Origin of the sequence: Bradyrhizobium commune (assembly GCF_015624505.1) — a bacterium.
In the GTDB taxonomy this organism is placed as follows: Bacteria; Pseudomonadota; Alphaproteobacteria; order Rhizobiales; family Xanthobacteraceae; genus Bradyrhizobium; species Bradyrhizobium commune.
The window spans coordinates 1,046,095-1,068,653 of sequence record NZ_CP061379.1 but is presented as its reverse complement, the minus strand read 5'-3'; the positions used below and the strand labels follow the sequence as shown (position 1 = coordinate 1,068,653).

Below are 22,559 nucleotides of genomic sequence, written 5' to 3'. Positions count from 1 at the left end.
GAACATGAGCAAGATGAAGATCGCATTCCAGGGCGAACCCGGAGCCAATTCCCATATCGCCATCGTCGAGGCCTATCCCGACGCCGAGCCGCTGCCCTGCGCCACCTTCGAGGATGCGCTGTCGGCGATTTCCTCGGGCGAGGCCGATCTCGGCATGATCCCGATCGAGAACTCGGTCGCCGGCCGCGTCGCCGATATCCATCACCTTCTGCCGGCCTCCGGCCTCTTCATCATCGGCGAATGGTTCTTGCCGGTCCGGCATCAATTGATGGCGGTGAACGGGACGAAGATCGAGGACATCAAGAGCGTCGAGAGCCATGTGCATGCACTCGGCCAGTGCCGGCGCATCATCCGCAAGCTCGGCATCAAGCCGATCGTGCACGCCGATACCGCCGGCAGCGCCCGCGACATATCCGAGCGCAAGGACAAGACCGTCGCCGCGATCGCCTCGCGCCTCGCCGCAAAGATCTACGGCCTCGACATCCTCGCCGAGGACATCGAGGATGAGGCGCATAACACCACGCGCTTCGTGGTGCTGGCGCGCGAGCCGAAATGGGCGGCGCAAGGCTCCGGCCCGCTGGTCACGACGTTTGTTTTCCGGGTGCGCAATTTGCCCGCCGCGCTCTACAAGGCGCTCGGCGGCTTTGCCACCAACGGCGTCAACATGACCAAGCTCGAGAGCTACATGGTCGACGGCAATTTCTTCGCCACGCAGTTCTATGCCGATGTCGACGGCCATCCCGAGGACAAGGGCCTGGCGTTTGCGATCGAGGAGCTGAAATTCTTCTCGCGCGAATTCCGCATCGTCGGCGTCTATCCGGGCCACCCGTTCCGGGCGACGTTCAGCGAGACGCAGGATTGATTTCTTGTCCCGGACGCGCGAAGCGCGAGCCGGGACCCAGAAGCCTCCGCTTGCGGTGAGATGGGGCCCGGCTCTGCAGCGCACCGCTGAAGGGCGCTGCGCTGCGTCCGGGGCACGAGAGTTGTTACGCGGCCGCCCTAAGTCCGAACGCCTCCGCCAGCAGTGAATACGATCTCTTTCTGGCCTCGTGGTCGTACACGGCCGTGATCACCATCAACTCGTCCGGCTTGCTCGCGTCCATCAGTTGCTGAAGCTTTTTCTGCACCGTCGTGGGATTGCCGACGAACAGGCGCGAGCGGTTGCGGGCAATCGAGGTGCGCTCGGAGTCCGAGTAAGGATAGGCCAGCGCTTCTTCGACGCTCGGCAGCGGCAGATATTGGCCGCGGTCGCGGCGCAGCCGGTTGAGGTCGAAGGACGTGGCGAGCTTTTCGGCCTCTTCATCGGTGTCGGCCGCGATCGCCGCGACTGCGAGGATCGCGTGCGGGGTCGCGCGCCAGGCCGAGGGCTGGAAGCGGTTGCGATAATGCACCATCGCGTCGATCGCATCGTGAGATGCGAAATGATGGGCAAACGCAAAGCCCATGCCCACTTGCGCGGCGAGCTCCGAGGAGTAGTCGCTGGAGCCGAGCAGCCAGATCGGCGGCAGCCTGGTATCGTCGGGCATCGCGACGACGTTGTGGTAGGGATGCCCTGCGGGGAATTCGCGGGTCTCCCACAGAATCAATTCGTGCAGCCGCTCCAGGAAATCATCGCCCTCGCGACGGTCGAGCCGGCTTCTGAGGGCGTAGGCCGTGGCGCCATCGGTGCCGGGCGCGCGGCCGAGGCCGAGGTCGATACGGCCGGGAAACAGCGCCTCCAGCATCTTGAAGCGTTCGGCCACCACCAGCGGCGCGTGGTTGGGCAGCATCACGCCGCCGGAGCCGACGCGGATATGCTTCGTGACCGCCGCGATCTGCCCGATCATCACATCGGGCGCCGGGCTTGCCACCGAAGCGAGGTTGTGATGTTCGGCGAGCCAGTAGCGGACATAGCCGAGCCCATCGACATGGCGCGCCAGATCGATGCTGTTGCGCAGCGCCGCGGCGGGCTTTGTGCCTGTGGTTACGACCGAGAGGTCGAGGACTGAGAGCGGGATCATGGCGGGTTAACGTAGTGGAGGGCGGCGCAGCGGCAATGGGCAGCCCGCGCAGGTCTGGCGTGTGCGGGCCGAGAGACCGTTGTCTTGGCCACGATTCAATCGTGGGACAAAATTGGTCTCTATAAAGATTTATCCAAACTGCCCACAGCCATAGACGGCACCATACGGCCATCGTACAGAGGATATTAGTCTGAAATACCTAGATAATTTTTTTATCCGAGATTTCCCACCCCACTTCGATATGGCGGGTAAATCGGCATTTAACTGGAGATAGTGGGCTATTTCCCATCATGGATGGGCTGTCGAGCAAACCCTCTTTGCCCTATCTTAGCCTCTCCCAACTAAAGCTGGCCGCCGGCTGCCAGCCCGCTGGCTAAGCCTTCTGGAGTGAGTGGTGCCATGACCGATCTGACGAATCCTGCCCCATCCGACGGGCAAGACGGACACTTCGCCGTGAAGCGGCCTGCGATCTCCTTCGAGTTCTTTCCGCCGAAGACCGAGGAGATGGAGCGCAATCTCTGGGAGACCATCAACCGGCTTGCCCCGCTCGATCCAAAGTTCGTCTCGGTGACCTACGGCGCCGGCGGCTCGACTCGCGAGCGCACCCATTCGACCATTTCGCGGATCCTGAAGGAGACCGCGCTGCTGCCGGCCGCACATCTCACCTGCGTCGGCGCCTCGCGCGGCGAGATCGACGAGATCGTCGACCGCTATCACGAAGTCGGCGTCCGGCACATCGTCGGCCTGCGCGGCGATCCGCCCGGCGGCATCGGCACGCCCTACTCCACCCATCCCGACGGCTATCAGACGTCCGACGCGCTGGTCGCGGGCATCAAGAAGCGTCATGCAGATATCGAAGTTTCGGTCTCGGCCTACCCAGAGAAGCATCCCGAAGCGCGCGACTTCGACGCCGATATCGACACGCTGAAGGCCAAGGTCGATGCCGGCGCAACGCGCGCGATCACCCAGGTGTTCTTCGATAACGACCTCTACTTCCGCTACCTCGACCGCGTCCGCGCCCGCGGCATCGACATCCCGATCGTGCCGGGCATCATGCCCATGCACAATTTCAAGCAGGCCCGCAATTTCGTCACCCGCACCGGCACCAGCGTTCCGGACTGGCTCGCCGAAAAGTTCGACGGCCTCGACGACGATGCCGAGACGCGCAAGCTGGTGGCTGCCACCGTTGCGGCCGGCCAGGTGCAGAAGCTCGCCAAGCGCGGCGTCGACACCTTCCATTTCTACACCATGAACCGTGCCGATCTCGTGTTCGCGATCAGCCATTTGCTCGGGATCCGCGCCAAGAGCGCCCAGAAGGCTGCGTAAGACAACATGACCGTATCCACCTCGCCCCAGCGAACTGCCCTCATCAACGCCGCGCGCGAGCGCATTCTCGTGCTCGACGGCGCCATGGGCACGATGATCCAGAACCTCCAGTTCGACGAAGCCGCCTTCCGCGGCGAGCGCTTCAAGGATTTCCATCGCGACCTGCGCGGCAACAACGATCTGCTGATCCTGACGCAGCCGCAGGCGATCGAGGACATCCACGCAGCCTATTTGCGCGCCGGCGCCGACATCGTCGCGACCAACACCTTCTCGACCACCTCGATCGCGCAGGCCGATTACGACCTCACCGACATTGTGTATGAAATGGCGCGCGAAGGCGCCCGCCTCGCCGGCAACGCCGCCCGCCGCGTCGCCGCCGAGGATGGCAAGCCGCGCTTCGTTGCGGGGGCCATCGGCCCGACCAACCGCACCGCCTCGATCTCGCCTGACGTGGCGAACCCCGGCTACCGCGCCGTCACCTTCGACGATCTGCGCAAATCCTATGGCGAACAGATCAACGGCATGCTCGACGGCGGCGTCGACCTGCTGCTGGTCGAAACCATCTTCGACACGCTGAACGCCAAGGCGGCGCTCTACGCCATCGCCGAGATCACCGAAGCGCGCGGCATTGACGTGCCCGTGATGGTATCAGGCACCATCACCGACAAATCCGGCCGCCTGCTTTCGGGCCAGATGCCGGAAGCATTCTGGAATTCGGTGCGGCATGCAAAGCCCATCACCATCGGCTTCAACTGCGCGCTCGGCGCGGAAGATCTGCGCGCCCATATCGCCGATATCGGCCGCGTCGCCGATACTCTTGTATGCGCCTATCCCAATGCCGGCCTGCCCAACGAGTTCGGCCAGTACGACGAGACGCCGGAATACATGGCGCGCCTGGTCGGCGAGTTCGCTGCGTCCGGCCTCGTCAACATCGTCGGCGGCTGCTGCGGGACCACGCCGGACCACATCGCGGCGATCGCCGCTGCGGTGGCGCCGCACAAGCCGCGCATCGTGCCGGAGATCGAGCCGCGCCTGCGGCTCTCCGGCCTCGAGCCGTTCGTGCTGACGGATGCCATCCCCTTCGTCAACATCGGCGAACGCACCAACGTCACCGGCTCGGCCCGCTTCCGCAAGCTGATCACCAACGGCGACTACACCGCCGCGCTCCAGGTCGCGCGCGACCAGGTCGAGAACGGCGCGCAGGTCATCGACGTCAACATGGACGAGGGTTTGCTGGATTCGGAAGCCGCGATGGTGACCTTCCTCAACCTCGTTGCCGCCGAGCCCGACATCGCCCGCGTTCCGGTGATGGTGGACTCCTCGAAGTTCACGGTGATCGAGGCCGGCCTGAAATGCGTGCAGGGCAAACCGATCGTCAACTCGATCTCGATGAAGGAAGGCGTGGAGAAGTTCATCCACGAGGCCAGGATCGCGCGCCGTCATGGCGCGGCGGTGGTCGTGATGGCGTTCGACGAGGTCGGCCAGGCCGACACGTTCGCGCGCAAGACCGAGATTTGCAAGCGCGCCTATGACATCCTCGTTGAGCAACTGGATTTCCCGCCGGAAGACATCATCTTCGATCCGAACATTTTTGCGATCGCAACCGGCATCGAGGAGCACAACAATTACGGCGTCGACTTCATCGAGGCGACGCGCTGGATCCGCAAAAACCTGCCGGGCGCGCATATCTCCGGCGGCGTCTCCAACCTGTCGTTCTCGTTCCGCGGCAACGAGCCGGTGCGCGAGGCCATGCACTCGGTGTTCCTGTATCATGCCATCAAGGCCGGCATGGACATGGGTATCGTCAATGCCGGGCAGATGATCGTCTATGACGACATCGATCCCGAGCTGCGCCAGGTCTGCGAGGACGTCGTCCTCAACCGCGACCCCGGCGCCTCCGAGCGCCTGCTGGCGCTCGCCGAAAAATTCCGCGGCAACAAGACCCAGACCAAGGAAGCCGATCTCGCCTGGCGCGAATGGCCGGTGGCGAAGCGGCTGTCGCATTCGCTGGTGCACGGCATCACCGAATTCATCGAGCAGGACACCGAGGAAGCCCGCAAGAATTCCTCGCGCCCGCTCGACGTGATCGAGGGACCGCTGATGGCCGGCATGAACGTTGTCGGCGACCTCTTCGGCGACGGCAAGATGTTCCTGCCGCAGGTGGTGAAGTCCGCCCGCGTGATGAAGCAGGCGGTGGCCTGGCTGATGCCGTTCATGGAGGAGGAGAAGGCGCGCAACCTTGCCAACGGCATCGGCACCGAAGGCTCCTCGTCCGCCGGCAAGATCGTGCTCGCGACCGTCAAGGGCGACGTCCACGACATCGGCAAGAACATCGTCGGCATCGTGCTCCAGTGCAACAATTACGAGGTCATCGACCTCGGCGTGATGGTGCCGGCGGCCAAGATCGTCGAGACCGTGAAGGCGGAGAAAGCGGACATCGTCGGTCTCTCCGGCCTGATCACGCCCTCGCTCGACGAGATGGCGTTCTTCGCCGGCGAATTGCAGCGCGAGGGCCTCAAGCTGCCGCTGCTGATCGGCGGCGCCACGACGAGCCGCGTGCATACGGCGGTCAAGATCGACCCGAGCTATCGGGCCGGGCCCGTCGTGCACGTCAATGACGCCAGCCGCGCCGTCGGCGTCGCCTCCTCGCTGCTGTCGCCGGAGAAGCGCGAGGCCTATGCCGCCGAGGTGCGCGCCGAATACGCCAAGATCTCCGACGCGCATCTGCGCGCGCAGGCCGACAAGAAGCGGCTGAAGCTGGATGTGGCCCGCAAGAACCGCGTGCCGGTTGACTTTGCTGCGAACAAGCCGGTGAAGCCGACTTTCCTCGGCATCAAGAGCTTCGACGACTACGATCTCGCCGAGCTCGTGCCCTATATTGACTGGACGCCGTTCTTCCAGACCTGGGAGCTCGCCGGACGTTTTCCGGCCATCCTCGACGATGCCAAGGTCGGCGAGGTCGCGCGCTCGCTCTACGATGACGCACGCAAGATGCTCGACCTGATCGTCAAGGAAAAATGGTTCCGGGCCCGCGCCACCGTCGGCTTCTGGCCGGCGAATGCGCAAGGCGATGACATCGTGCTCTATGCCGATGAGAGCCGGACCAAGCAGATCGCGACGCTGCACACGCTGCGCCAGCAGCTCGAGAAGCGCGAGGGGCGGTTCAATGCCGCGCTGTCCGACTTCGTCGCGCCTGCCGGCACCGGCGTGCCCGATTATGTCGGCGGTTTCGTCGTCACGGCCGGCATTGGCGAGGACGCGGTCGCAGACCGCTTCAAGATGGCCAACGACGACTACTCCTCGATCCTGTGCAAGGCGCTGGCCGACCGCCTGGCCGAAGCCTTCGCCGAGCGCATGCATGCCCGCGTGCGCCGCGAGTTCTGGGCCTATGCACCTAGCGAGGCGCTCTCCAGCGACGAGCTGATCCTCGAAAAGTACCAGGGCATCCGCCCCGCGCCTGGCTATCCCGCGCAGCCCGATCACACCGAGAAGGCGACGCTGTTCGAGCTGCTCGATGCGGAAGCGACCGCCGGCGTGAAGCTGACCGAGAGCTTTGCGATGTGGCCGGGCAGTAGCGTGTCCGGGCTCTATTTCGCCAGCCCCGAGAGCTATTATTTTGGCGTCGGCAAGATCGAGCGCGACCAGGTCGAGGACTACGCCGCCCGCAAGGGCATGACGGTGGCGGAGACCGAACGCTGGCTCGCGCCGGTGCTGAACTACATCCCGCAGCAGCCGGGCACTGAAAAGGCCTTCACGGCGACTCCGGCAAACGACGAGACCTCAAAGGAGCTCGCCTCGCATCCGCCGGGCTGCACCTGCGCGGTGCATCTGGTCTGGCAGAAGAAGCGCGCAGGCGCGGGGTAGGCCTCCCCACACTCAATCAAAAAGCAAAAAACAACCCCATGCACAGTAGAAATGGGGTTGAAAGGCTTGATAAAATTTCGGTCTTACCGAAGCGACTTGCTCCGTCGGGCAAAACACCTGTATAAATGCAGGATCGCATGTCGTGCCCGCCCCGTCATTCCGGGGCGCGCGTAGCGCGAGCCCGGAATGACGGAGGGGCTAACCCTTCGGCGGCGCCAGCGGCTGCACGATCTCCTGGAACGGCGCCAGCGCCTCGCAGCGCTCGGCGTGCGCCGCGAGCGCCGGGTAACGCGCGGCATCGAACAACTCCGGATGCGCCTCGCGGGTGAAGCGGGTGACGCAGGCGACTGCGATGTCGGCATGGCCGATGCGGTCGCCGAGCCAGTACGGCGACGTCACCCTGGCGCGCTTGGCCTCGAGCACCTTGAGCACGTCGCCGATCTGCGCCTGGCAGCGCTCGACCCACAGCGCCAGCTGCTCCTTCCGCAGCACCCGCTCGTAGAGCAGGCTGACCGCCTTGTCGCCGAGGCCGGAGGCGAGCGCGCAGATGCGCAAATGCCGGCGACGCTCGACGCCACTTCGCGGCAGCATCGCCTTGTCTGCACCGACGAGCTCGTCGAGATAATCGAGGATGATCGTGCTCTCGATCAGCGCCTCGCCGTCATCGAGCACCAGGGTCGGCACGCGGCGTAGCGGGTTGTAGGGCGCGATCTTGTCGGCGTCGCCGAAGGTCGACCATGGCTTGTGCTCGACAGCGAGCCCGTAGAGCCGGAGCGCAATCGCGACACGGCGGACGAAGGGGGAATCATATTGGCCGATCAGGAACATGGTTCTCGCTCTTCTCGTTCGGAAAACGGCAGGGTTGATCAGTTCATCGTCAATGCGCGCTCACCGCAACAAATATCTCGGAAGGAGAGCATTGCACTTGCTGCAACAACGCGGAATCAATGCGCGGCCGACCAGCTGGGAGTTGTGTCATGTCCTTGCGATCATTCGCCGTGCTCGTCCTGCTCGCCGCCGCAAGCCTCGCCCACGCGCAAGACCGCCCGATCGGCTTCCAGACGCCGTCGAAGAACATCGCCTGCCAGTTCTACACCGACAACGGACAGGGCGTGCTTCGCTGCGACATCATCAACATGGAGACGCGCCCGCGCCGGCCCGCCGATTGCGAGCTCGAATGGGGCCACGCCTTCGAGATGAGCGCCAAGGGCAGCGCGGAACGCATCTGCGCCGGCGATACCATCATGGATCCGTCGATGCCCGTGCTCGCCTATGGCGAGGTGTGGCAGCGCGCGGGATTCACCTGCCGGTCGGAGCAGACCGGGCTGACCTGCTTCAACGCCATGCAGCATGGGTTTTCGCTGGCGCGGGCGGAGCAGAAGGTGTTTTGAGGGCGTAGCCTGCGCACCCGTCATTGTGAGTCAACGGGTCCGCGCGCAGCTCGGCCCGATGACAGGCTCCGCGAAACAATCCAGAGCCTTTCCGCGGAGACAGCCTGGATTGCTTCGTCGCAAGAGCTCCTCGCAATGACGGTGTGGAGACAGCCGGGTTACGAGCCTCCCCTACCCCTCGCCCTCGTCGCTTGCGAGCACGCCCTTCACCGCCCTCGCCCAGCCGGCGAGCTTCCGCTCGCGCGTGGCTTGGCTCATGTTCGGCTTGAAGCGGTGCTCGAGGCGCCAATTGTCGGCGAATTTGGTCGGCTCGGGATAGACGCCGGCCTGGAGACCGGCGAGATAGGCGGCACCTAACGCCGTGGTCTCCTGGATCACGGGACGATCGACCGGCGCGTCGAGCAGATCGGCGAGGCGCTGCATGGTCCAGTCCGACGCGGTCATGCCACCGTCGACGCGGAGCACGACGCTCGCCGTATCCGAGCTCGGCCAGTCGGCGCGCATCGCAGCCCACAGGTCAAAAGTCTGGTAGCAGACGCTTTCGAGCGCGGCATGGGCAAGCTCGGCCGGGCCGGTGTTGCGGGTGAGGCCGAACAGCGCGCCGCGCACGCGCGGATTCCAGTAGGGCGCGCCCATGCCGACGAAGGCGGGGACGAGATAGACGCTCTGCATCGAGTCCGACTGGTCGGCAAGAGGTCCGGTCTCGGCGGCGTGCTTGATGATGCCGAGGCCGTCGCGCAGCCATTGCACCGCCGAGCCCGCCACGAAGATCGAGCCTTCGAGCGCGTAGGTGCGCTTTCCCCCGAGCTGGTAGGCGACGGTGGTGAGCAGCTTGTTCCTGGACACCACCGGCGTGGTGCCGGTGTTGAGCAGCGCAAAGCAGCCGGTGCCGTAGGTCGACTTCATCATGCCCGGACGGAAGCAGGCCTGGCCGATGGTCGCGGCCTGCTGGTCGCCGGCGATGCCCGAGATCGCAATGGCGCCGCCAAAGAGATCAGGCACGCTCTCGCCGAAGCGGGCGGACGAATCCTTCACCTCGGGCAGCATCGAGCGCGGCACGCCGATGATCTCCAAGAGCTCATCGTCCCACTGGCCGGTGTGGATGTTGAACAGCAGCGTGCGCGAGGCGTTGGTGGCGTCGGTGGCGTGGACCTTGCCGCCGGTGAGGCGCCACAGCAGATAGCAGTCGATGGTGCCGAACATCAGCTCGCCACGCGCCGCGCGGCCGCGCGCGCCGGGGACGTGGTCGAGGATCCAGGCGACCTTGGTGCCGGAGAAGTAGGGGTCGATGATCAGTCCGGTCTTCTCGGAGATCACCGGCTCGCGGCCGTCGGCCTTCAGTCTTGCACAGACGTCCGCGGTGCGGCGGTCCTGCCAGACGATGGCGCGGTGCACGGCCTGGCCCGTGGCGCGGTCCCACACCACGGTGGTCTCGCGCTGATTGGTGATGCCGATCGCGGCGATGTCCTTTGCGCTGATGCCGGCCTGCTCGATCGCGTCGCGGCACACCATCACGGTCGAGGTCCAGATGTCCTCCGGCTCGTGCTCGACCCAGCCCGAGGCCGGGAAATGCTGCGGAAACTCCTGCTGCGCGCGGGCGGCAATCGAGATGTCGCTGCGAAACACGATGGCGCGCGACGAGGTGGTGCCCTGGTCGATGGCGAGAACGAAAGACATGGCGGCGTACCTTGGCGTTATCCCTGGGGGATCATTGTGTCGCGCCATAGGGAGCGGATTGGCGGCGGAAGGTCAAGCTGCCTTGACGGTGTCACCACTCTTCCTTCTCCCCTTGTGGGAGAAGGTGGCGCGAAGCGCCGGATGAGGGGTATGCCTCCACGAATTCAGGAGTAGGAGAGTCACGCGCGGCGAGATACCCCTCACCCGTCTCGCCGCTGCGCGGCGAGCCACCCTCTCCCACAAGGGGAGAGGGCAAGAAAGTTACACCGCCGCCGTGGTGACGCCGCCGTCGATCACGATGGTCTGGCCGGTCATGAAGCTCGACGCGTCCGAGGCGAGATAGGCGACGGCGCCCGCAATCTCGTCGGGTTCGCCGATGCGGCGGAGCGGCGTGGTTGCGGTGCGGCGCTTGAGGTTGGCTTCGTCTTCCCACAGCGCGCGGGCGAAATCGGTTTTGACGAGACCGGGCGCGATGCAGTTGACGCGGACGCCTTTCGGGCCCCATTCGCCGGCGAGCGAGCGACACAGCGAAAAATCGGCGGCCTTGGAAATGCCGTAGGCGCCGATGACGGTGGAGCCGCGCAAGCCCCCGATCGAGGAGATGATGATGACGGAGCCGTTGCCGCGCGCCGCCATCTGCGGGATCGCCAGCGCCGACAGCCAGATGTTGCTCTTGACGTTCGAGCCCATGATCTTGTCGAAGGCCTCGTCGGTGATGTCGAGCAGCGGGCCGTAATAGGGGTTCACCGCGGCGTTGCAGACGAGGATGTCGATCTTGCCGTAATGCTTGGTCGCGCCCGAGATCAGCGCCTCGACCTCGTCCTTGCGCGCGATGTTGCAGGGAATGACGGTGGCATCGCCGCCGGCCGCAACAATGCCGTCGGCGACCTCCTTGCAGGCGTCGGCCTTGCGCGAGGAAACCACGACCTTGGCGCCGAGTTTTGCGAGGAGCTCAGCGGAGGAACGGCCGATGCCGCGGCTGGAGCCGGTGACTACGGCGACCTTTCCGGTGAGATCGAACGGGGTATTTTTCATTGTTGTCTCTCTCCTCTTGGTCATTCCGGGGCGCGCGTAGCGCGAACCCGGAATCCATTTCACCGCGCGTGATGCCTCCCGATGGATCCCGGGCTCATCGCTTCGCGATGCCCCGGGATGACAGCGACGACTAAATCAACCCGCCACCATCGGCGACGCGGCGCTGGTGGTAGTCGGTGTCGCCAAAGGTGTTCTCGATCATGGTGAGGCGCTTGAAGTAATGGCCGATCTTCGCCTCCATGGTCATGCCGATGCCGCCGTGAAGCTGGATCGCCTGCTGGCCGACGAATTTCAGCGACTTGCCGATCTGTACCTTGGCCGCGGCGATGGCGTTGGACCGCTCCCTGGCGTCCTGGAAGTCGCTGGCCATGGTCGCGAACATCGACATCGAACGCGCCTGCTCGGCGGCGACGAACATGTCGGAGGCGCGGTGCTGGAGCGACTGGAACGAGCCGATCGCGACGCCGAACTGTTTTCGCGTTTTGATATATTCGACAGTCGTCTTCAGCGACTCATCCATTAACCCGACGGCTTCGGCGCAGAGCGCGACGCGGGCTTCGTCCACCACGCGTTCGATGAGAGCGAGCGAGTCATCGGGGTTGCCGATCGCAGCGTCGCTGCCGACCTCGACACCCGTAAAGGTGATGTCGGCGGCGTGCAGGCCGTCCTGGGTCGGGTACGACTTCTTGGTGATTCCCTTGGCGTTCGCCGGCACCAGGAACACGCCGATGCCGGTCTTGTCGCGGCGGTCACCTGTGGTGCGCGCGGTGACGATGAGGGTGTCGGCGTTCTCGCCGTTGAGCACGACGAATTTTTCGCCGTCGATCACCCAGCCGTCGCCCTTCTTCTTCGCGGTCGTCGCGACGTCGAACAGATCGTAGCGCGAGTTCTTCTCGAGCTGGGCGAACGCCAGCGTCTTGCTGCCGTCGACGATGCCGGGCACGTGCGCGGCCTTCTGCGCGTCAGTGCCGGCATGGCGCAGGAAGCCGCCGCCGATCACCACCGTTGCCAGATACGGCTCGAGCACCAGCGCCTTGCCGAGCGCTTCCATCACGATCATGGTCTCGACGCCACCGCCGCCGAAGCCGCCATCGGCTTCCGCGAAGGGCAGCCCCAACAGGCCCTGCTCGGCGAGCTTGCCCCAGACCGCTTTGCTCCAGCCGCCCTTTTCCTTCATGTACTTCTTGCGGCTCTCGAAATCGTAGGAATCGGTCAGCAGGCCGTCGATGCTGTCCTTGAGAAGCCGCTGCTCCTCGGTCAGGTCAAAATCCATGTTCTTTGCTTCCTCGTACCCGGAATTTTGCTTCGTCATTCCGGGATGGCCCGAAGGGCCAGACCCGGAATCCATTTCGCCTCAACGTGTGCGGCCCGATGGATTCCGGGTTCGCGACTTCGTCGCGCCCCGGAATGACACCTAGAGCCCCAGCACCGCCTTGGCGATGATGTTGCGCTGGATCTCGTTGGAGCCGCCGTAGATCGAGACCTTGCGGTTGTTGAAATAGCTCGGCGCGATCTGGGCGGTCCAGTCCATGGCCTCGTTCGAGCCGTCGTCGCCGTGCACGTCGTAGGGTGCTGCGAACGGGCCGATCACTTCCATCAAGAGCTCGGTGGTGGTCTGCTGGATCTCGGAGCCCTTGATCTTCAGCACCGACGAGGCCGGATTGGGCTTGCCCTTGCCGTGCTTGCCTTCGTCGGCGACGACGCGGAGCTGCGTCAGCTCCAGCGCCTTCAGCTCGATCTCGCAGGCCGCGAGCTTCTCGCGGAAGGCGGCGTCCTGGATGATCGGCTTGCCGGCGGATTCGACCTTGGAGGCGAGATCGCGGATGCGGCGCAGCCGCTCCTTGGAGACGCCGACCCGGGCAATGCCGGTGCGCTCATTGCCGAGCAGGAATTTTGCGTAATCCCAGCCCTTGTTCTCCTCGCCGATCAGGTTCTCGTAGGGCACCTCGACGTCGTCGAAGAAGACTTCGTTGACCTCGACGCCGCCGTCGATGGTCTGGATCGGGCGCACCGTGACGCCCTTCGACTTCATCGAGAACACGATGAAGGAGATGCCCATCTGCTTCTTCGCGGCCGCATCGGTGCGGCAGAGGCAGAAGATCATGTCGGCGTGCTGGGCGAGCGTGGTCCAGGTCTTCTGGCCGTTGATGATCCACTTGTCGCCCTTGCGCTCGGCTTTCGTCTTCAGCGAGGCGAGGTCGGAGCCGGAGCCGGGCTCCGAAAAACCCTGGCACCACCAGTCGTCGACATTGGCGATGCGCGGCAGATACTTTTTCTTCTGCTCTTCATTGCCGAAGGTGTAGATGACGGGGCCAACCATGCTGACGCCGAAGGCGAGCGGCTGCGGCGCCGGATAGGACTGGAGCTCCTCGTTGAAGATGTAGTGCTGTACGGAGGTCCAGCCGGTGCCGCCGTATTGCGTCGGCCAGTGGCTGGTGCCCCAGCCCTTCTTGTTGAGGATGCGCCACCACGTCACCATCTCGTCCTTCGAGAGGTGACGGCCCTCGACCAGCTTGCGCCGCGTGTCCGGCGGCACGTTGTCGCGGAAGAATGACCGCACTTCCTCGCGAAACGCCTGCTCTTCCCTAGTGAATGCGAGATCCATCGGATCCTCCTACCCTTGTCGTCCCGGCGAAGGCCGGGACCCATAACCACCGGCCTTCGTTGTTACGAAGGCCACTACCGTCGATGCTCCAAACTCCGGCTGCGGAGTATGGGTCCCGGCCTTCGCCGGGACGACGGTTACTGTAAAACTTCGAACAACCCTGCCGCACCCATGCCGCCGCCGACGCACATGGTGACGACCGCGTATTTCGCCTTGCGGCGGCGGCCTTCGATCAAGGCGTGGCCGGTGAGGCGCGCGCCCGACATGCCGTAGGGATGGCCGACCGCGATCGCGCCGCCGTCGACGTTGATCTTGTCGGGATCGATGCCGAGCTTGTCGCGGCAATACAGCACCTGCACCGCGAAGGCTTCGTTGAGCTCCCAGAGACCGATGTCGTCGACGGTGAGGCCGTGGCGCTTCAAAAGCCGCGGCACGGCGAAGACCGGGCCGATGCCCATCTCGTCCGGCTCGCAGCCGGCGGAGACGAAACCGCGGAAGATGCCGAGCGGCTTCAGCCCGCGCTTGGCGGCCTCCTTGTCGCTCATGATCACGGACGCGCTGGCGCCGTCCGAGAGCTGGCTGGCATTGCCGGCGGTGATCGAAAAACCTTCGCCGCGGACGGGCTTGAGGCCGGCAAGGCCTTCGGCGGTGGTCTCGGGGCGCGGGCCTTCGTCCTGCGACAGGGTGACCTCTTTCATCGATACGGCACCGGTTGCCTTGTCGGTGACCGCCATCTGCGTCGTGATCGGCGCGAGCTCGTCCTTGAACTTGCCGCCTTGTTGGGCTGCCGCGGTGCGGCGCTGGCTCTCCAGCGAATATTCGTCCTGTTTCTCGCGCGAGATGCCGTAGCGCTTGGCGACGACTTCGGCGGTGTCGATCATGGGCATGTAGACTTCGCCCTTGATCTTGAGCAGCGCCGGGTCCTGGGCGTGGAAGCCGTTCATCTTGTCGTTCTGAACCAGCGAGATCGACTCGCCGCCGCCGCCGACCGCGATCTCGACGCCGTCAAAGATCACCGAGCGCGCGGCGAGCGCGATGGCCTGGAGGCCCGAGGCGCACTGCCGGTCGATCGTGGTGCCGCCAACGGTGACGGGCAGGCCGGCGCGGAGCAGCGCCTTGCGCGCGATGTTGCCGCCGGTCGCGCCCTGCTGGAGCGCTGCGCCCATCACGACGTCCTCGACCTCCTTCGGGTCGACCTTGGCGCGCGCGACGGCTTCGCCGATGGCGTGGCCGAGCAGCGTGGCGCCCTCGGTGGCATTGAGCATGCCGCGATAGGCCTTTCCGATCGGGGTGCGGGCGGTGGAAACGATGACGGCGTCGGTCAAGAGCGACCTCCTGATGCAAGTTGAGTGGATTGTGACGGTTTCTGCTGCTGGCGCAATTCGTGGCGCGACAGTTTTCCGACCGGCGTGCGCGGCAAATCGTCGACGAAGTCGACGGCGGCCGGCAATTCGTGCTTGCCGACCTTGCCGGCGAGCTCCGCGCGCAGCTCGTCGAGCGAGAACGGCTTTGCGTCCGGCTTCAGCTTGATGAAGGCCTTGGCGGCCTCGCCGCGGTATTGATCGGGAATGCCGAGCACGATCACCTCGTGCACGCCGGGAAGGGTGTAGATCGCCTGCTCGATCATCTGCGGATAGACGTTGAAGCCGCCGGAGATGATCATGTCCTTCTTGCGATCGACCAGGAAGAAATAGCCGTCGGTGTCGACATAGCCGATGTCGCCGGTGAGGAAGCGGCCGTCGGAAAAGGACTCCGCGGATTCCTTCGGCTTGTTCCAGTAGCCTTTGGTGACGTTCGGGCCCTTGATGCGGATCTCGCCGACTTCGCCCGGCGGCAGCACCCTGGTCGGGTCATCCAGCGAGACCACGTCGAGCTCGATGCCGGGCAGCATCAACCCGATCGAGCCCGGCTTGTCGGGACCGACCGGCGGATGGCCGGTGCCGGGCGAGCAGGTCTCGGTCATGCCCCAGCCGCTCTTGAGCTTCTTGCCGACCTTGCGCTCGAAGAAGCTCGCGATCTCCACCGGCAGCGGCGCGCCGCCGGAGCCGATGGCGTTGAGCGAGGAGAAGTCGCGCTTGTCGAGGTTGGGGAGTGCGGCGATCGCGATCCACATCGTCGGCACGCCCGGGAAATAGGTCGCGCGCTTGACTTCGATGTCGCGCATCACGGCTTCGACGTCGAAGCGCTGGTGGAGCGAGATCAGATTGCCGCGGCTGAGCGAGGACAGCAGCACGACGGTGAGCGCATAGATGTGGAACAGCGGCAGCACGCAGATCACGCGCTCGATCGCATCGCCGCGCGTCGCACGCGCAGGCTTGCCCCAGACGTCGTAGATCGAGACGGCGGAGGTGAGATTGCCATGGGTGAGCATGGCGCCCTTGGGGAGACCCGTGGTGCCGCCGGTATATTGCAGCAGCGCGACGTCGTCCGCCGTCATGCTCGGCCATTGCGTAGGCGCGGCGGCGCCCTCCACAAAGGCCTTGAAGGTGACGATGCGGGGATCGCCGGGGATCGCGGCCTGCGGCGTGCCGACCTTGCCCCAATTGTCGTCCTCGCAGACGACGAGGCGGTCGATCAGCCCCTTCTCCAAAAACTTCAGCGCAGTCGGCAGCAGCGCGGCGAGGTTGGAGGTGACCAGCACGCGCGAGCCGGAGTCCGAGACCTTGTGCGTCAGCGCGATCTCGCCATCGAGCGGCGACAGATGCGCGACGCGGGCGCCGGCCTTCAGTGCGCCGAAAAAATTGACGGGGTGATCCGGCGTATTGCCGAGGAACAGCGCCACGGAGGTGTTCCTGCCGCAGCCGGCGCGCAGGAACGCAGCCGCCGCACGCTCGACCATCGCGGCGAGCCCGGCATAGGTGATCGGCCGATCGCGGAATTCCAGCGCGGTGCGCGGGCCGTATTCGGCCGCGGCTTTCGACAGGAGGTCAGGCAGCGTGCCCTGGGGAATCGCGTCGTCCCAGTGCACGCCCTCGGGATAAAACTGTTCGCCGGGATGGGTCATTTCTTGATTGCTTGAGCGAGCAACTAACGGAGACCGTCATTCCGGGGCGCGACGAAGCCGCGAGCCCGGAATGACGAGGGTTGAGAGGAAGCGGCCATCAAGCCGCTTTCGACGCCGCGGCCAGCGACGCGAACGTCTTGCCTTCCGCCGCGAGCTTCTTCAGCAAGGGCGCGGGCTCGAGGCTCGGGTCGTTGGTCTCCTTGGCGTAGAAGGCCAGACGATCGGCGATGTGCTTGAGGCCGACAGTGTCGGCCCAGAACATCGGACCGCCGCGATAGATCGGCCAGCCATAGCCATAGAGCCAGACCACGTCGATGTCGGAGGGACGCGCCGCGATGCCTTCTTCCAAGATCTTCGCGCCCTCGTTGATCATCGGATACATCATGCGCTCGAGGATCTCGTCGTCGCTGACGATCCGCTTCTTGCGGCCGAGGCGCAGCAGCGTCTCGTCGATCAGCTTCTCGACCTCCGGATCGGGCAGCGGCGCGCGCGAGCCCTGCTCGTACTTGTAATAGCCCTTGCCGGTCTTCTGGCCGAAGCGGCCGGCTTCGCACAGCGCGTCCGCGATCTCCGACTTGATGCCGCGATCTTTCCGCGAGCGCCAGCCGATGTCGAGGCCGGCGAGGTCGCCCATCGCGAACGGCCCCATCGGCATGCCGAACTTGGTCACGACGGCGTCGACCTGCTGCGGCAGCGCGCCTTCGAACAGCAGCTTTTCGGACTGCTTGCCACGCTGCGCCAGCATGCGGTTGCCGACAAAGCCGTCGCAGACGCCGACCACGGCCGGGACTTTTGCGATCTTGCGTGCGATGGTGACAGCGGTCACCAGCGCATCCGGCGCGGTCTTGTCGGCGCGCACGATCTCGCACAGCTTCATGACGTTGGCCGGCGAGAAGAAGTGCATGCCGAGCACGTCCTGCGGACGCTTGGTCGCCTTCGCGATCTCGTCGATGTTGAGATAGGAGGTGTTGGAGGCGAGCACGGCACCCGGCTTGACGTGCTGGTCGAGCTTGCCGAACACTTCCTGCTTCACCGCCATGGTCTCGAACACGGCTTCGATCACCAGGTCGGCATCGCCGACATTCTCGATGCCGACGACGCCGGTGATCAGCGCCATGCGCTTGGCGGGCGCATCCGCCGGGATGCCGCCGCGCGCCGCGGTCGCTTCCCAGTTCTTCTGCATGATGCCGAGACCGCGCTTGAGCTGCTCCTCGCCGGTCTCGATCAAGGTGACGGGGATGCCGGCATTCGCAAACGACATCGCGATGCCGCCGCCCATGGTGCCGGCGCCGAGAATGGCCACTCGGTTCACGGGCCGCGACTTGGTGCCTTCAGGCACGCCCGCGATCTTGGCGGCCTCGCGCTCCGCGAAGAAGGCATAGCGCTGCGCCTTGGACTGGTCGCTGGCGACGAGCTTGAGGAAGCCCTCGCGCTCCTTCTTCAGACCTTCGTCGAACGGCAGGTCAATGGCGGCACCGACGGCATCGGCGGCCGCGAACGGCGCTTCCAGGCCGCGCGACTTCTTGGTCATGGCGGCGACCGCATTGGTGAAGATCGAGCGATCGGCCTTTGCGGCCGCAATCTTGGAATCGTCGTCACGCAGACGGCGCAGCGGGCGCTTCTCGGCCAGCAGCTTGCGGACGAAAAGTTCAGCGCCCAAGGTCGGGCCTTCGACGATCTCCTCGATCAGGCCGTTCTTCAGCGCCTCCGTCGCACCGATCGGATCGCCGCCGACGATCATCTTGACCGCGAGTTCAGGCCCAACCGCGCGCGGCAGGCGCTGGGTGCCGCCGGCGCCGGGCAACAGGCCGAGCTTCACCTCGGGCAGGCCGAGCTTGGCCTCTTTCACGGCCACGCGGAAATGACAGGCCAGCGCGACCTCGAGGCCGCCGCCGAGTGCGGTGCCGTGGATCGCCGCCACGATCGGCTTCGGCGAATTCTCCATCTCGGCCAGCACTTCGGCGAGGCCGGGCGGCTTCGGCGGCTTGCCGAATTCGGTGATGTCGGCGCCGGCGATGAAGGTGCGGCCAGCGCAGGTCAGCACGATGCCCTTGATGGCGGGATCGGCGATTGCGGCCTTCATGCATTCCAGAATTCCGCCGCGAACCGCGGCGCTGAGTGCATTGACCGGAGGGCTATTGACCGTGACGATCCCGACTTCGTCATGACGCTCAAGCTTGACCACTTCGCTCACAGTTTCCCTCCTTGGTGGGGATTTACTTTTATTCGATTTCGCAGTGCGGAATTTAATTCCGCATCTTGACGGCAGGGTTATTTTGAAGCACGGACGTTGTCAACGACTCCGCGCAAGAAGCAGATCAGGGATGAAGCGTACAGGAAAGAAGACTGCGACCGATCGGAATTTCGTCGTCGCGCTTTCCCGCGGGCTAGACGTATTGCGTGCATTCCAGCCCAGCGACGGCCTTCTCGGCAATCAGGAGATCGCGGCCCGCACCAATTTGCCCAAGCCGACCGTCTCGCGCCTGACCTACACGTTGACGAAGCTTGGTTATCTCACTCCGGTTCCCCGTTTCGAGAAGTATCAGCTCGCCCCCGCCGCGATGGCGCTTGGTTACGCGGCGTTAGCCAATCTCGGTGTTCGGCATTTGTCCGAGCCGTTTCGCGAGGAAATGATGCGCGCCACCGGCGGCGCCGTCGCGATCGGCGGCCGCGACCGCCACAGCATGATCTATTTCGGCCAGAGCCGCGGCAGCGAGACGGTCGGCGTTCAACTTGACGTCGGCTCCCGCGTGCCGATTGCAACCAGCGCGATGGGCCGCGCCTATTTCTGGGCGCTCGGCGACGAGGATCGCGCCGAATTGACGCGCATCCTGCGCGAACATTACGGCAGCCGCTGGCCGAAGATGCGCGACGGACTGGAACGCTCCGGCGAGACGGTCGCCAAGCACGGCTTTGCGATTTCGGTCGGCGACTGGCACGACGACATCGGCGCTGCCGGCGTCGCGCTCAGGCTCAACGACGGAACCGGGCCTTACGCCTTCAACTGCGGTGCACCCGCATTCCGCTTCACGGAAGAGCGTTTGATCAACGACATTGGACCGCGTCTGCTGGCGATGGTAAGGAACATCGAAGCGGCACTCGGGGGACTGATGCCGCAATCCAAAAAAGAAGTCAGCAAAAAGCTGAAATCAGGAGGAAAAGTTGCTCGTGTGGCCGAGGGATTCAGATAGCCTTTGTCATAACCGGGAGCGATCCGCATCGCCCCATCGCCCACTGAATCCTGTGGGCGAGACGACATGACGCAGGCACAGCTCGCGCAGGGGACATCGCCCCTGCTCGCGGTTCGCGACGTCAGCGTCGTGTTCGGCGGCATCGTCGCGCTCAACGGCGTGTCGTTCGACATGCACAAGGGCCAGATCCTCGGTCTGATCGGCCCCAACGGCGCCGGCAAGACCACGCTGTTCAACTGCCTCTCCCGCCTCTATCAGCCGTCGTCCGGCGACATCCTGATGGAAGGCACGAGCATCCTGAAGCGGCCGCCGCACCGGATCGCCGAGATCGGCATCGGCCGTACCTTCCAGAACGTGGCGCTGTTTCCGAACCTGTCGGTGATGGACAATGTCCGCGTCGGCGCCCATTCGAAGACCTCCAGCGACATCATCAGCGACTCCCTGAGGTTGGCGTGGGTCAGGCGCAGCGAGAGCGGCGTCAACAAGAAGGTGCACGAGATCCTCGCCTATCTCGATCTCGAGGATGTCGCCCATACCACCGTCTCCGGCCTTCCCTTCGGTACGCAGAAGCGCGTCGAGCTGGCGCGCGCGCTCGCGGCCGACCCGAAGATCCTGCTGCTCGACGAGCCCGCCGGCGGCCTCAACCACGAGGAAGTCTACGTGCTCGGCGACCTCATCCGCCGCATCCGCGACGAGCGCCACATGACCGTGCTGCTGGTCGAGCATCATATGGGCCTCGTAATGTCGATCGCCGACCACGTCGTGGCGCTGAATTTCGGCAAGAAGCTCGCAGAAGGCACGCCCGCCCAGGTGCAGGCCGATCCCGACGTCATCAAGGCCTATCTCGGGAGCAAGGACCAATGACGACGTTGCTCAACGTCAGGGACCTGCGCGCCTATTACGGCCAGGTCCAGGCGCTCCATGGCCTCTCCTTCTCGCTCAACGAGGGCTCGCTGACGACGCTGCTCGGGGCCAACGGCGCCGGCAAGACCACGACGCTGCGCGCGATCTGCAACATGGTGCGCTCCACCGGCGGCATCGAGTTCGACGGCAAGCCGCTGAACAACCGCTCAACCGAGAGCATCGTCCGGTTCGGCATCGCCCATGTGCCGCAGGGCCGCGGCACCTTCACCACCATGACGGTGGAGGAAAACCTCCAGCTCGGCGCCATCACCCGCAAGGACAATGCCGGCATCGTCTCCGACATCGAGCGCATGTATGCGCATTTCCCCGTGTTGAAGCAGCGGCACACCCAGCAGGCCGGCACGCTCTCCGGCGGCGAGCAGCAGATGCTCGCCGTCGCCCGCGCGCTGATGCTGCGGCCGCGGCTGATGCTCCTGGACGAGCCGTCCTTCGGCCTCGCGCCGCTCGTCGTGCGCGATCTGTTCGGCATCCTCGGCAAGATCAATCGCGAGGACAAGGTGTCGATCCTGGTGGTCGAGCAGAACGCCCAGCTCGCGCTCGAGCTCGCCGACCAGGCCTATGTGATCGAGACCGGCCGCATCGTGATGTCGGGCAATGCCAAGGACATCGCGAACAACGAAGAAATCCGCAAATCCTATCTGGGTTACTGAGGAGCCGGCACGATGGAGCTTTTCACCAACCAAGTGCTGGCTGGGATTGCCACTGGCGCCATCTACGCCTGCATGGCGCTCGCGGTGGTCATGATCTACCAGGCGATCGACCATCTCAATTTCGCGCAAGGCGAGATGGCGATGTTCTCGACCTTCATCTCCTGGCAGCTGATGCAATGGGGCATACCCTATTGGGGCGCCTTCGTGATCACGCTGGTGCTCTCCTTCATCGGCGGCATCGCGATCGAGCGCATCCTGTTCAAGCCGCTCGCGAAGGCGCCGGTCTTGACCAACGTCGCCGGCTTCATCGCGCTGTTTGCGATCATCAACTCCTCGGCCGGCCTGATCTGGGATTTCACCATCAAGCAGTACCCGACCCCGTTCGGCTCCTCGCCGTTCCTCGGCAGCCAGCTGATCTCGACCCACCAGGCCGGCATGATCGGCGTCACCGTGCTGCTGCTGCTCGGCCTCTATTTCTTCTTCCAGTACACCCGGATCGGCCTTGCGATGCGCGCGGCGGCGTCGGTGCCTGAATCGGCCCGGCTGGTCGGCATTAACACGAGCTGGATGATCGCGCTCGGCTGGGGCATGGCGACCGCCATCGGCGCCATCGCCGGCATGCTGATCGCGCCCGTCGTGTTCCTCGAGCCCAACATGATGGGCGGCGTGCTGATCTACGGCTTCGCCGCCGCGGTGCTCGGTGGGCTGACCAGCCCGTTCGGCGCCGTGGTCGGCGGCTTCCTGGTCGGCATCTTCGAGAACCTCGCCGGCACCTACATTCCCGGCGTCGGCAATGAGCTGAAACTCCCGATCGCGCTCGCGCTGATCATCTCCGTCCTGGTCGTCAAACCCGCTGGTCTGTTCGGCCGGCACATCGTCAAGCGAGTTTGAT

Annotated in this window: 17 protein-coding genes; 8 read left to right on the top strand and 9 right to left on the bottom strand. The window is 64.9% G+C overall.

Annotation, left to right across the window (positions count from 1 at the left end; genetic code table 11):
- The first annotated feature begins 4 nt into the window (after positions 1-4).
- On the top strand, positions 5-862 hold the full coding sequence (locus IC761_RS05095; protein WP_195802200.1) for a prephenate dehydratase: 858 nt from the start codon (positions 5-7) through the stop codon (positions 860-862).
- 124 nt (positions 863-986) lie between these two features.
- Here IC761_RS05095 and IC761_RS05090 read toward each other — a convergent pair whose 3' ends face one another.
- A complete protein-coding gene (locus tag IC761_RS05090; RefSeq protein WP_195802199.1) occupies positions 987-2,000 on the bottom strand; it encodes an LLM class flavin-dependent oxidoreductase in 1,014 nt (337 codons plus the stop codon).
- 399 nt (positions 2,001-2,399) lie between these two features.
- Between IC761_RS05090 and metF the strand changes: the two genes are divergently transcribed.
- Positions 2,400-3,326, top strand: a complete 927-nt coding sequence (gene metF / locus IC761_RS05085) for a methylenetetrahydrofolate reductase [NAD(P)H] (RefSeq protein ID WP_195802198.1) — start codon at positions 2,400-2,402, stop codon at positions 3,324-3,326.
- A gap of 6 nt (positions 3,327-3,332) precedes the next feature.
- The gene (gene metH / locus IC761_RS05080) at positions 3,333-7,190 is read left to right on the top strand and encodes a methionine synthase (RefSeq protein WP_195802197.1); all 3,858 of its coding nucleotides are present in this window, start codon (positions 3,333-3,335) and stop codon (positions 7,188-7,190) included.
- 198 nt (positions 7,191-7,388) lie between these two features.
- On the opposite strand, the gene IC761_RS05075 is transcribed toward metH, so the two are convergent.
- Positions 7,389-8,018, bottom strand: coding sequence for a glutathione S-transferase family protein (locus tag IC761_RS05075; RefSeq protein WP_195802196.1), 630 nt, complete (start codon positions 8,016-8,018; stop codon positions 7,389-7,391).
- Positions 8,019-8,167: 149 nt separating this feature from the next.
- On the opposite strand from IC761_RS05075, the gene IC761_RS05070 reads away from it, so the two are divergent.
- A complete protein-coding gene (locus IC761_RS05070) occupies positions 8,168-8,581 on the top strand; it encodes a DUF6636 domain-containing protein (protein WP_195802195.1) in 414 nt (137 codons plus the stop codon).
- A gap of 171 nt (positions 8,582-8,752) precedes the next feature.
- Here the strand turns inward: IC761_RS05070 and glpK are convergent, their stop codons facing one another.
- The 7 genes from glpK to IC761_RS05035 form a co-directional block, all read right to left on the bottom strand.
- Positions 8,753-10,258, bottom strand: a complete 1,506-nt coding sequence (gene glpK, locus IC761_RS05065) for a glycerol kinase GlpK (RefSeq protein WP_195802194.1) — start codon at positions 10,256-10,258, stop codon at positions 8,753-8,755.
- A gap of 261 nt (positions 10,259-10,519) precedes the next feature.
- Positions 10,520-11,293, bottom strand: coding sequence for an SDR family NAD(P)-dependent oxidoreductase (locus IC761_RS05060; protein ID WP_195802193.1), 774 nt, complete (start codon positions 11,291-11,293; stop codon positions 10,520-10,522).
- Positions 11,294-11,423: 130 nt separating this feature from the next.
- A complete protein-coding gene (gene pimD, locus IC761_RS05055; protein WP_195802192.1) occupies positions 11,424-12,566 on the bottom strand; it encodes a pimeloyl-CoA dehydrogenase small subunit in 1,143 nt (380 codons plus the stop codon).
- Between the two features lie 141 nt (positions 12,567-12,707).
- Positions 12,708-13,898 (bottom strand): pimeloyl-CoA dehydrogenase large subunit, encoded by a 1,191-nt coding sequence (gene pimC / locus IC761_RS05050; protein ID WP_195802191.1) that lies wholly within the window; start codon positions 13,896-13,898, stop codon positions 12,708-12,710.
- Between the two features lie 137 nt (positions 13,899-14,035).
- Positions 14,036-15,223, bottom strand: a complete 1,188-nt coding sequence (locus tag IC761_RS05045) for an acetyl-CoA C-acyltransferase (RefSeq protein WP_195802190.1) — start codon at positions 15,221-15,223, stop codon at positions 14,036-14,038.
- Positions 15,220-16,902, bottom strand: a complete 1,683-nt coding sequence (gene pimA, locus IC761_RS05040) for a dicarboxylate--CoA ligase PimA (RefSeq protein WP_195802189.1) — start codon at positions 16,900-16,902, stop codon at positions 15,220-15,222. The genes IC761_RS05045 and pimA overlap by 4 nt, the downstream gene beginning before the upstream one ends.
- A 97-nt stretch (positions 16,903-16,999) precedes the next feature.
- Positions 17,000-19,096 carry a 3-hydroxyacyl-CoA dehydrogenase NAD-binding domain-containing protein gene (locus IC761_RS05035; protein ID WP_195802188.1) on the bottom strand — a complete coding sequence of 699 codons (2,097 nt, stop codon included), beginning with the start codon at positions 19,094-19,096 and terminating at the stop codon, positions 17,000-17,002.
- A 130-nt stretch (positions 19,097-19,226) separates the two neighbouring features.
- Here IC761_RS05035 and IC761_RS05030 point away from each other — a divergent pair, with 130 nt between their 5' ends.
- The 4 genes from IC761_RS05030 to IC761_RS05015 all read left to right on the top strand — a co-directional run bounded on the left by IC761_RS05030 (position 19,227) and on the right by IC761_RS05015 (position 22,558).
- Positions 19,227-20,093, top strand: a complete 867-nt coding sequence (locus IC761_RS05030) for an IclR family transcriptional regulator (protein WP_195804552.1) — start codon at positions 19,227-19,229, stop codon at positions 20,091-20,093.
- A gap of 66 nt (positions 20,094-20,159) precedes the next feature.
- The gene (locus IC761_RS05025; protein ID WP_195802187.1) at positions 20,160-20,957 is read left to right on the top strand and encodes an ABC transporter ATP-binding protein; all 798 of its coding nucleotides are present in this window, start codon (positions 20,160-20,162) and stop codon (positions 20,955-20,957) included.
- Positions 20,954-21,667 carry an ABC transporter ATP-binding protein gene (locus IC761_RS05020; protein WP_195802186.1) on the top strand — a complete coding sequence of 238 codons (714 nt, stop codon included), beginning with the start codon at positions 20,954-20,956 and terminating at the stop codon, positions 21,665-21,667. Before IC761_RS05025 ends, IC761_RS05020 begins: the two co-directional genes overlap by 4 nt.
- A 12-nt stretch (positions 21,668-21,679) precedes the next feature.
- Positions 21,680-22,558 carry a branched-chain amino acid ABC transporter permease gene (locus IC761_RS05015; protein ID WP_195802185.1) on the top strand — a complete coding sequence of 293 codons (879 nt, stop codon included), beginning with the start codon at positions 21,680-21,682 and terminating at the stop codon, positions 22,556-22,558.
- Position 22,559: the final 1 nt, after the last annotated feature.

Coding starts and splice junctions, on each gene's coding strand:
- IC761_RS05095 (WP_195802200.1), top strand. CDS start 5: ATGAGCAAGATGAAGATCGCATTCCAGGGCGAACCCGGAGCCAATTCC.
- IC761_RS05090 (WP_195802199.1), bottom strand. CDS start 2,000: ATGATCCCGCTCTCAGTCCTCGACCTCTCGGTCGTAACCACAGGCACA.
- metF (WP_195802198.1), top strand. CDS start 2,400: ATGACCGATCTGACGAATCCTGCCCCATCCGACGGGCAAGACGGACAC.
- metH (WP_195802197.1), top strand. CDS start 3,333: ATGACCGTATCCACCTCGCCCCAGCGAACTGCCCTCATCAACGCCGCG.
- IC761_RS05075 (WP_195802196.1), bottom strand. CDS start 8,018: ATGTTCCTGATCGGCCAATATGATTCCCCCTTCGTCCGCCGTGTCGCG.
- IC761_RS05070 (WP_195802195.1), top strand. CDS start 8,168: ATGTCCTTGCGATCATTCGCCGTGCTCGTCCTGCTCGCCGCCGCAAGC.
- glpK (WP_195802194.1), bottom strand. CDS start 10,258: ATGTCTTTCGTTCTCGCCATCGACCAGGGCACCACCTCGTCGCGCGCC.
- IC761_RS05060 (WP_195802193.1), bottom strand. CDS start 11,293: ATGAAAAATACCCCGTTCGATCTCACCGGAAAGGTCGCCGTAGTCACC.
- pimD (WP_195802192.1), bottom strand. CDS start 12,566: ATGGATTTTGACCTGACCGAGGAGCAGCGGCTTCTCAAGGACAGCATC.
- pimC (WP_195802191.1), bottom strand. CDS start 13,898: ATGGATCTCGCATTCACTAGGGAAGAGCAGGCGTTTCGCGAGGAAGTG.
- pimA (WP_195802189.1), bottom strand. CDS start 16,902: ATGACCCATCCCGGCGAACAGTTTTATCCCGAGGGCGTGCACTGGGAC.
- IC761_RS05030 (WP_195804552.1), top strand. CDS start 19,227: ATGAAGCGTACAGGAAAGAAGACTGCGACCGATCGGAATTTCGTCGTC.
- IC761_RS05025 (WP_195802187.1), top strand. CDS start 20,160: ATGACGCAGGCACAGCTCGCGCAGGGGACATCGCCCCTGCTCGCGGTT.
- IC761_RS05020 (WP_195802186.1), top strand. CDS start 20,954: ATGACGACGTTGCTCAACGTCAGGGACCTGCGCGCCTATTACGGCCAG.
- IC761_RS05015 (WP_195802185.1), top strand. CDS start 21,680: ATGGAGCTTTTCACCAACCAAGTGCTGGCTGGGATTGCCACTGGCGCC.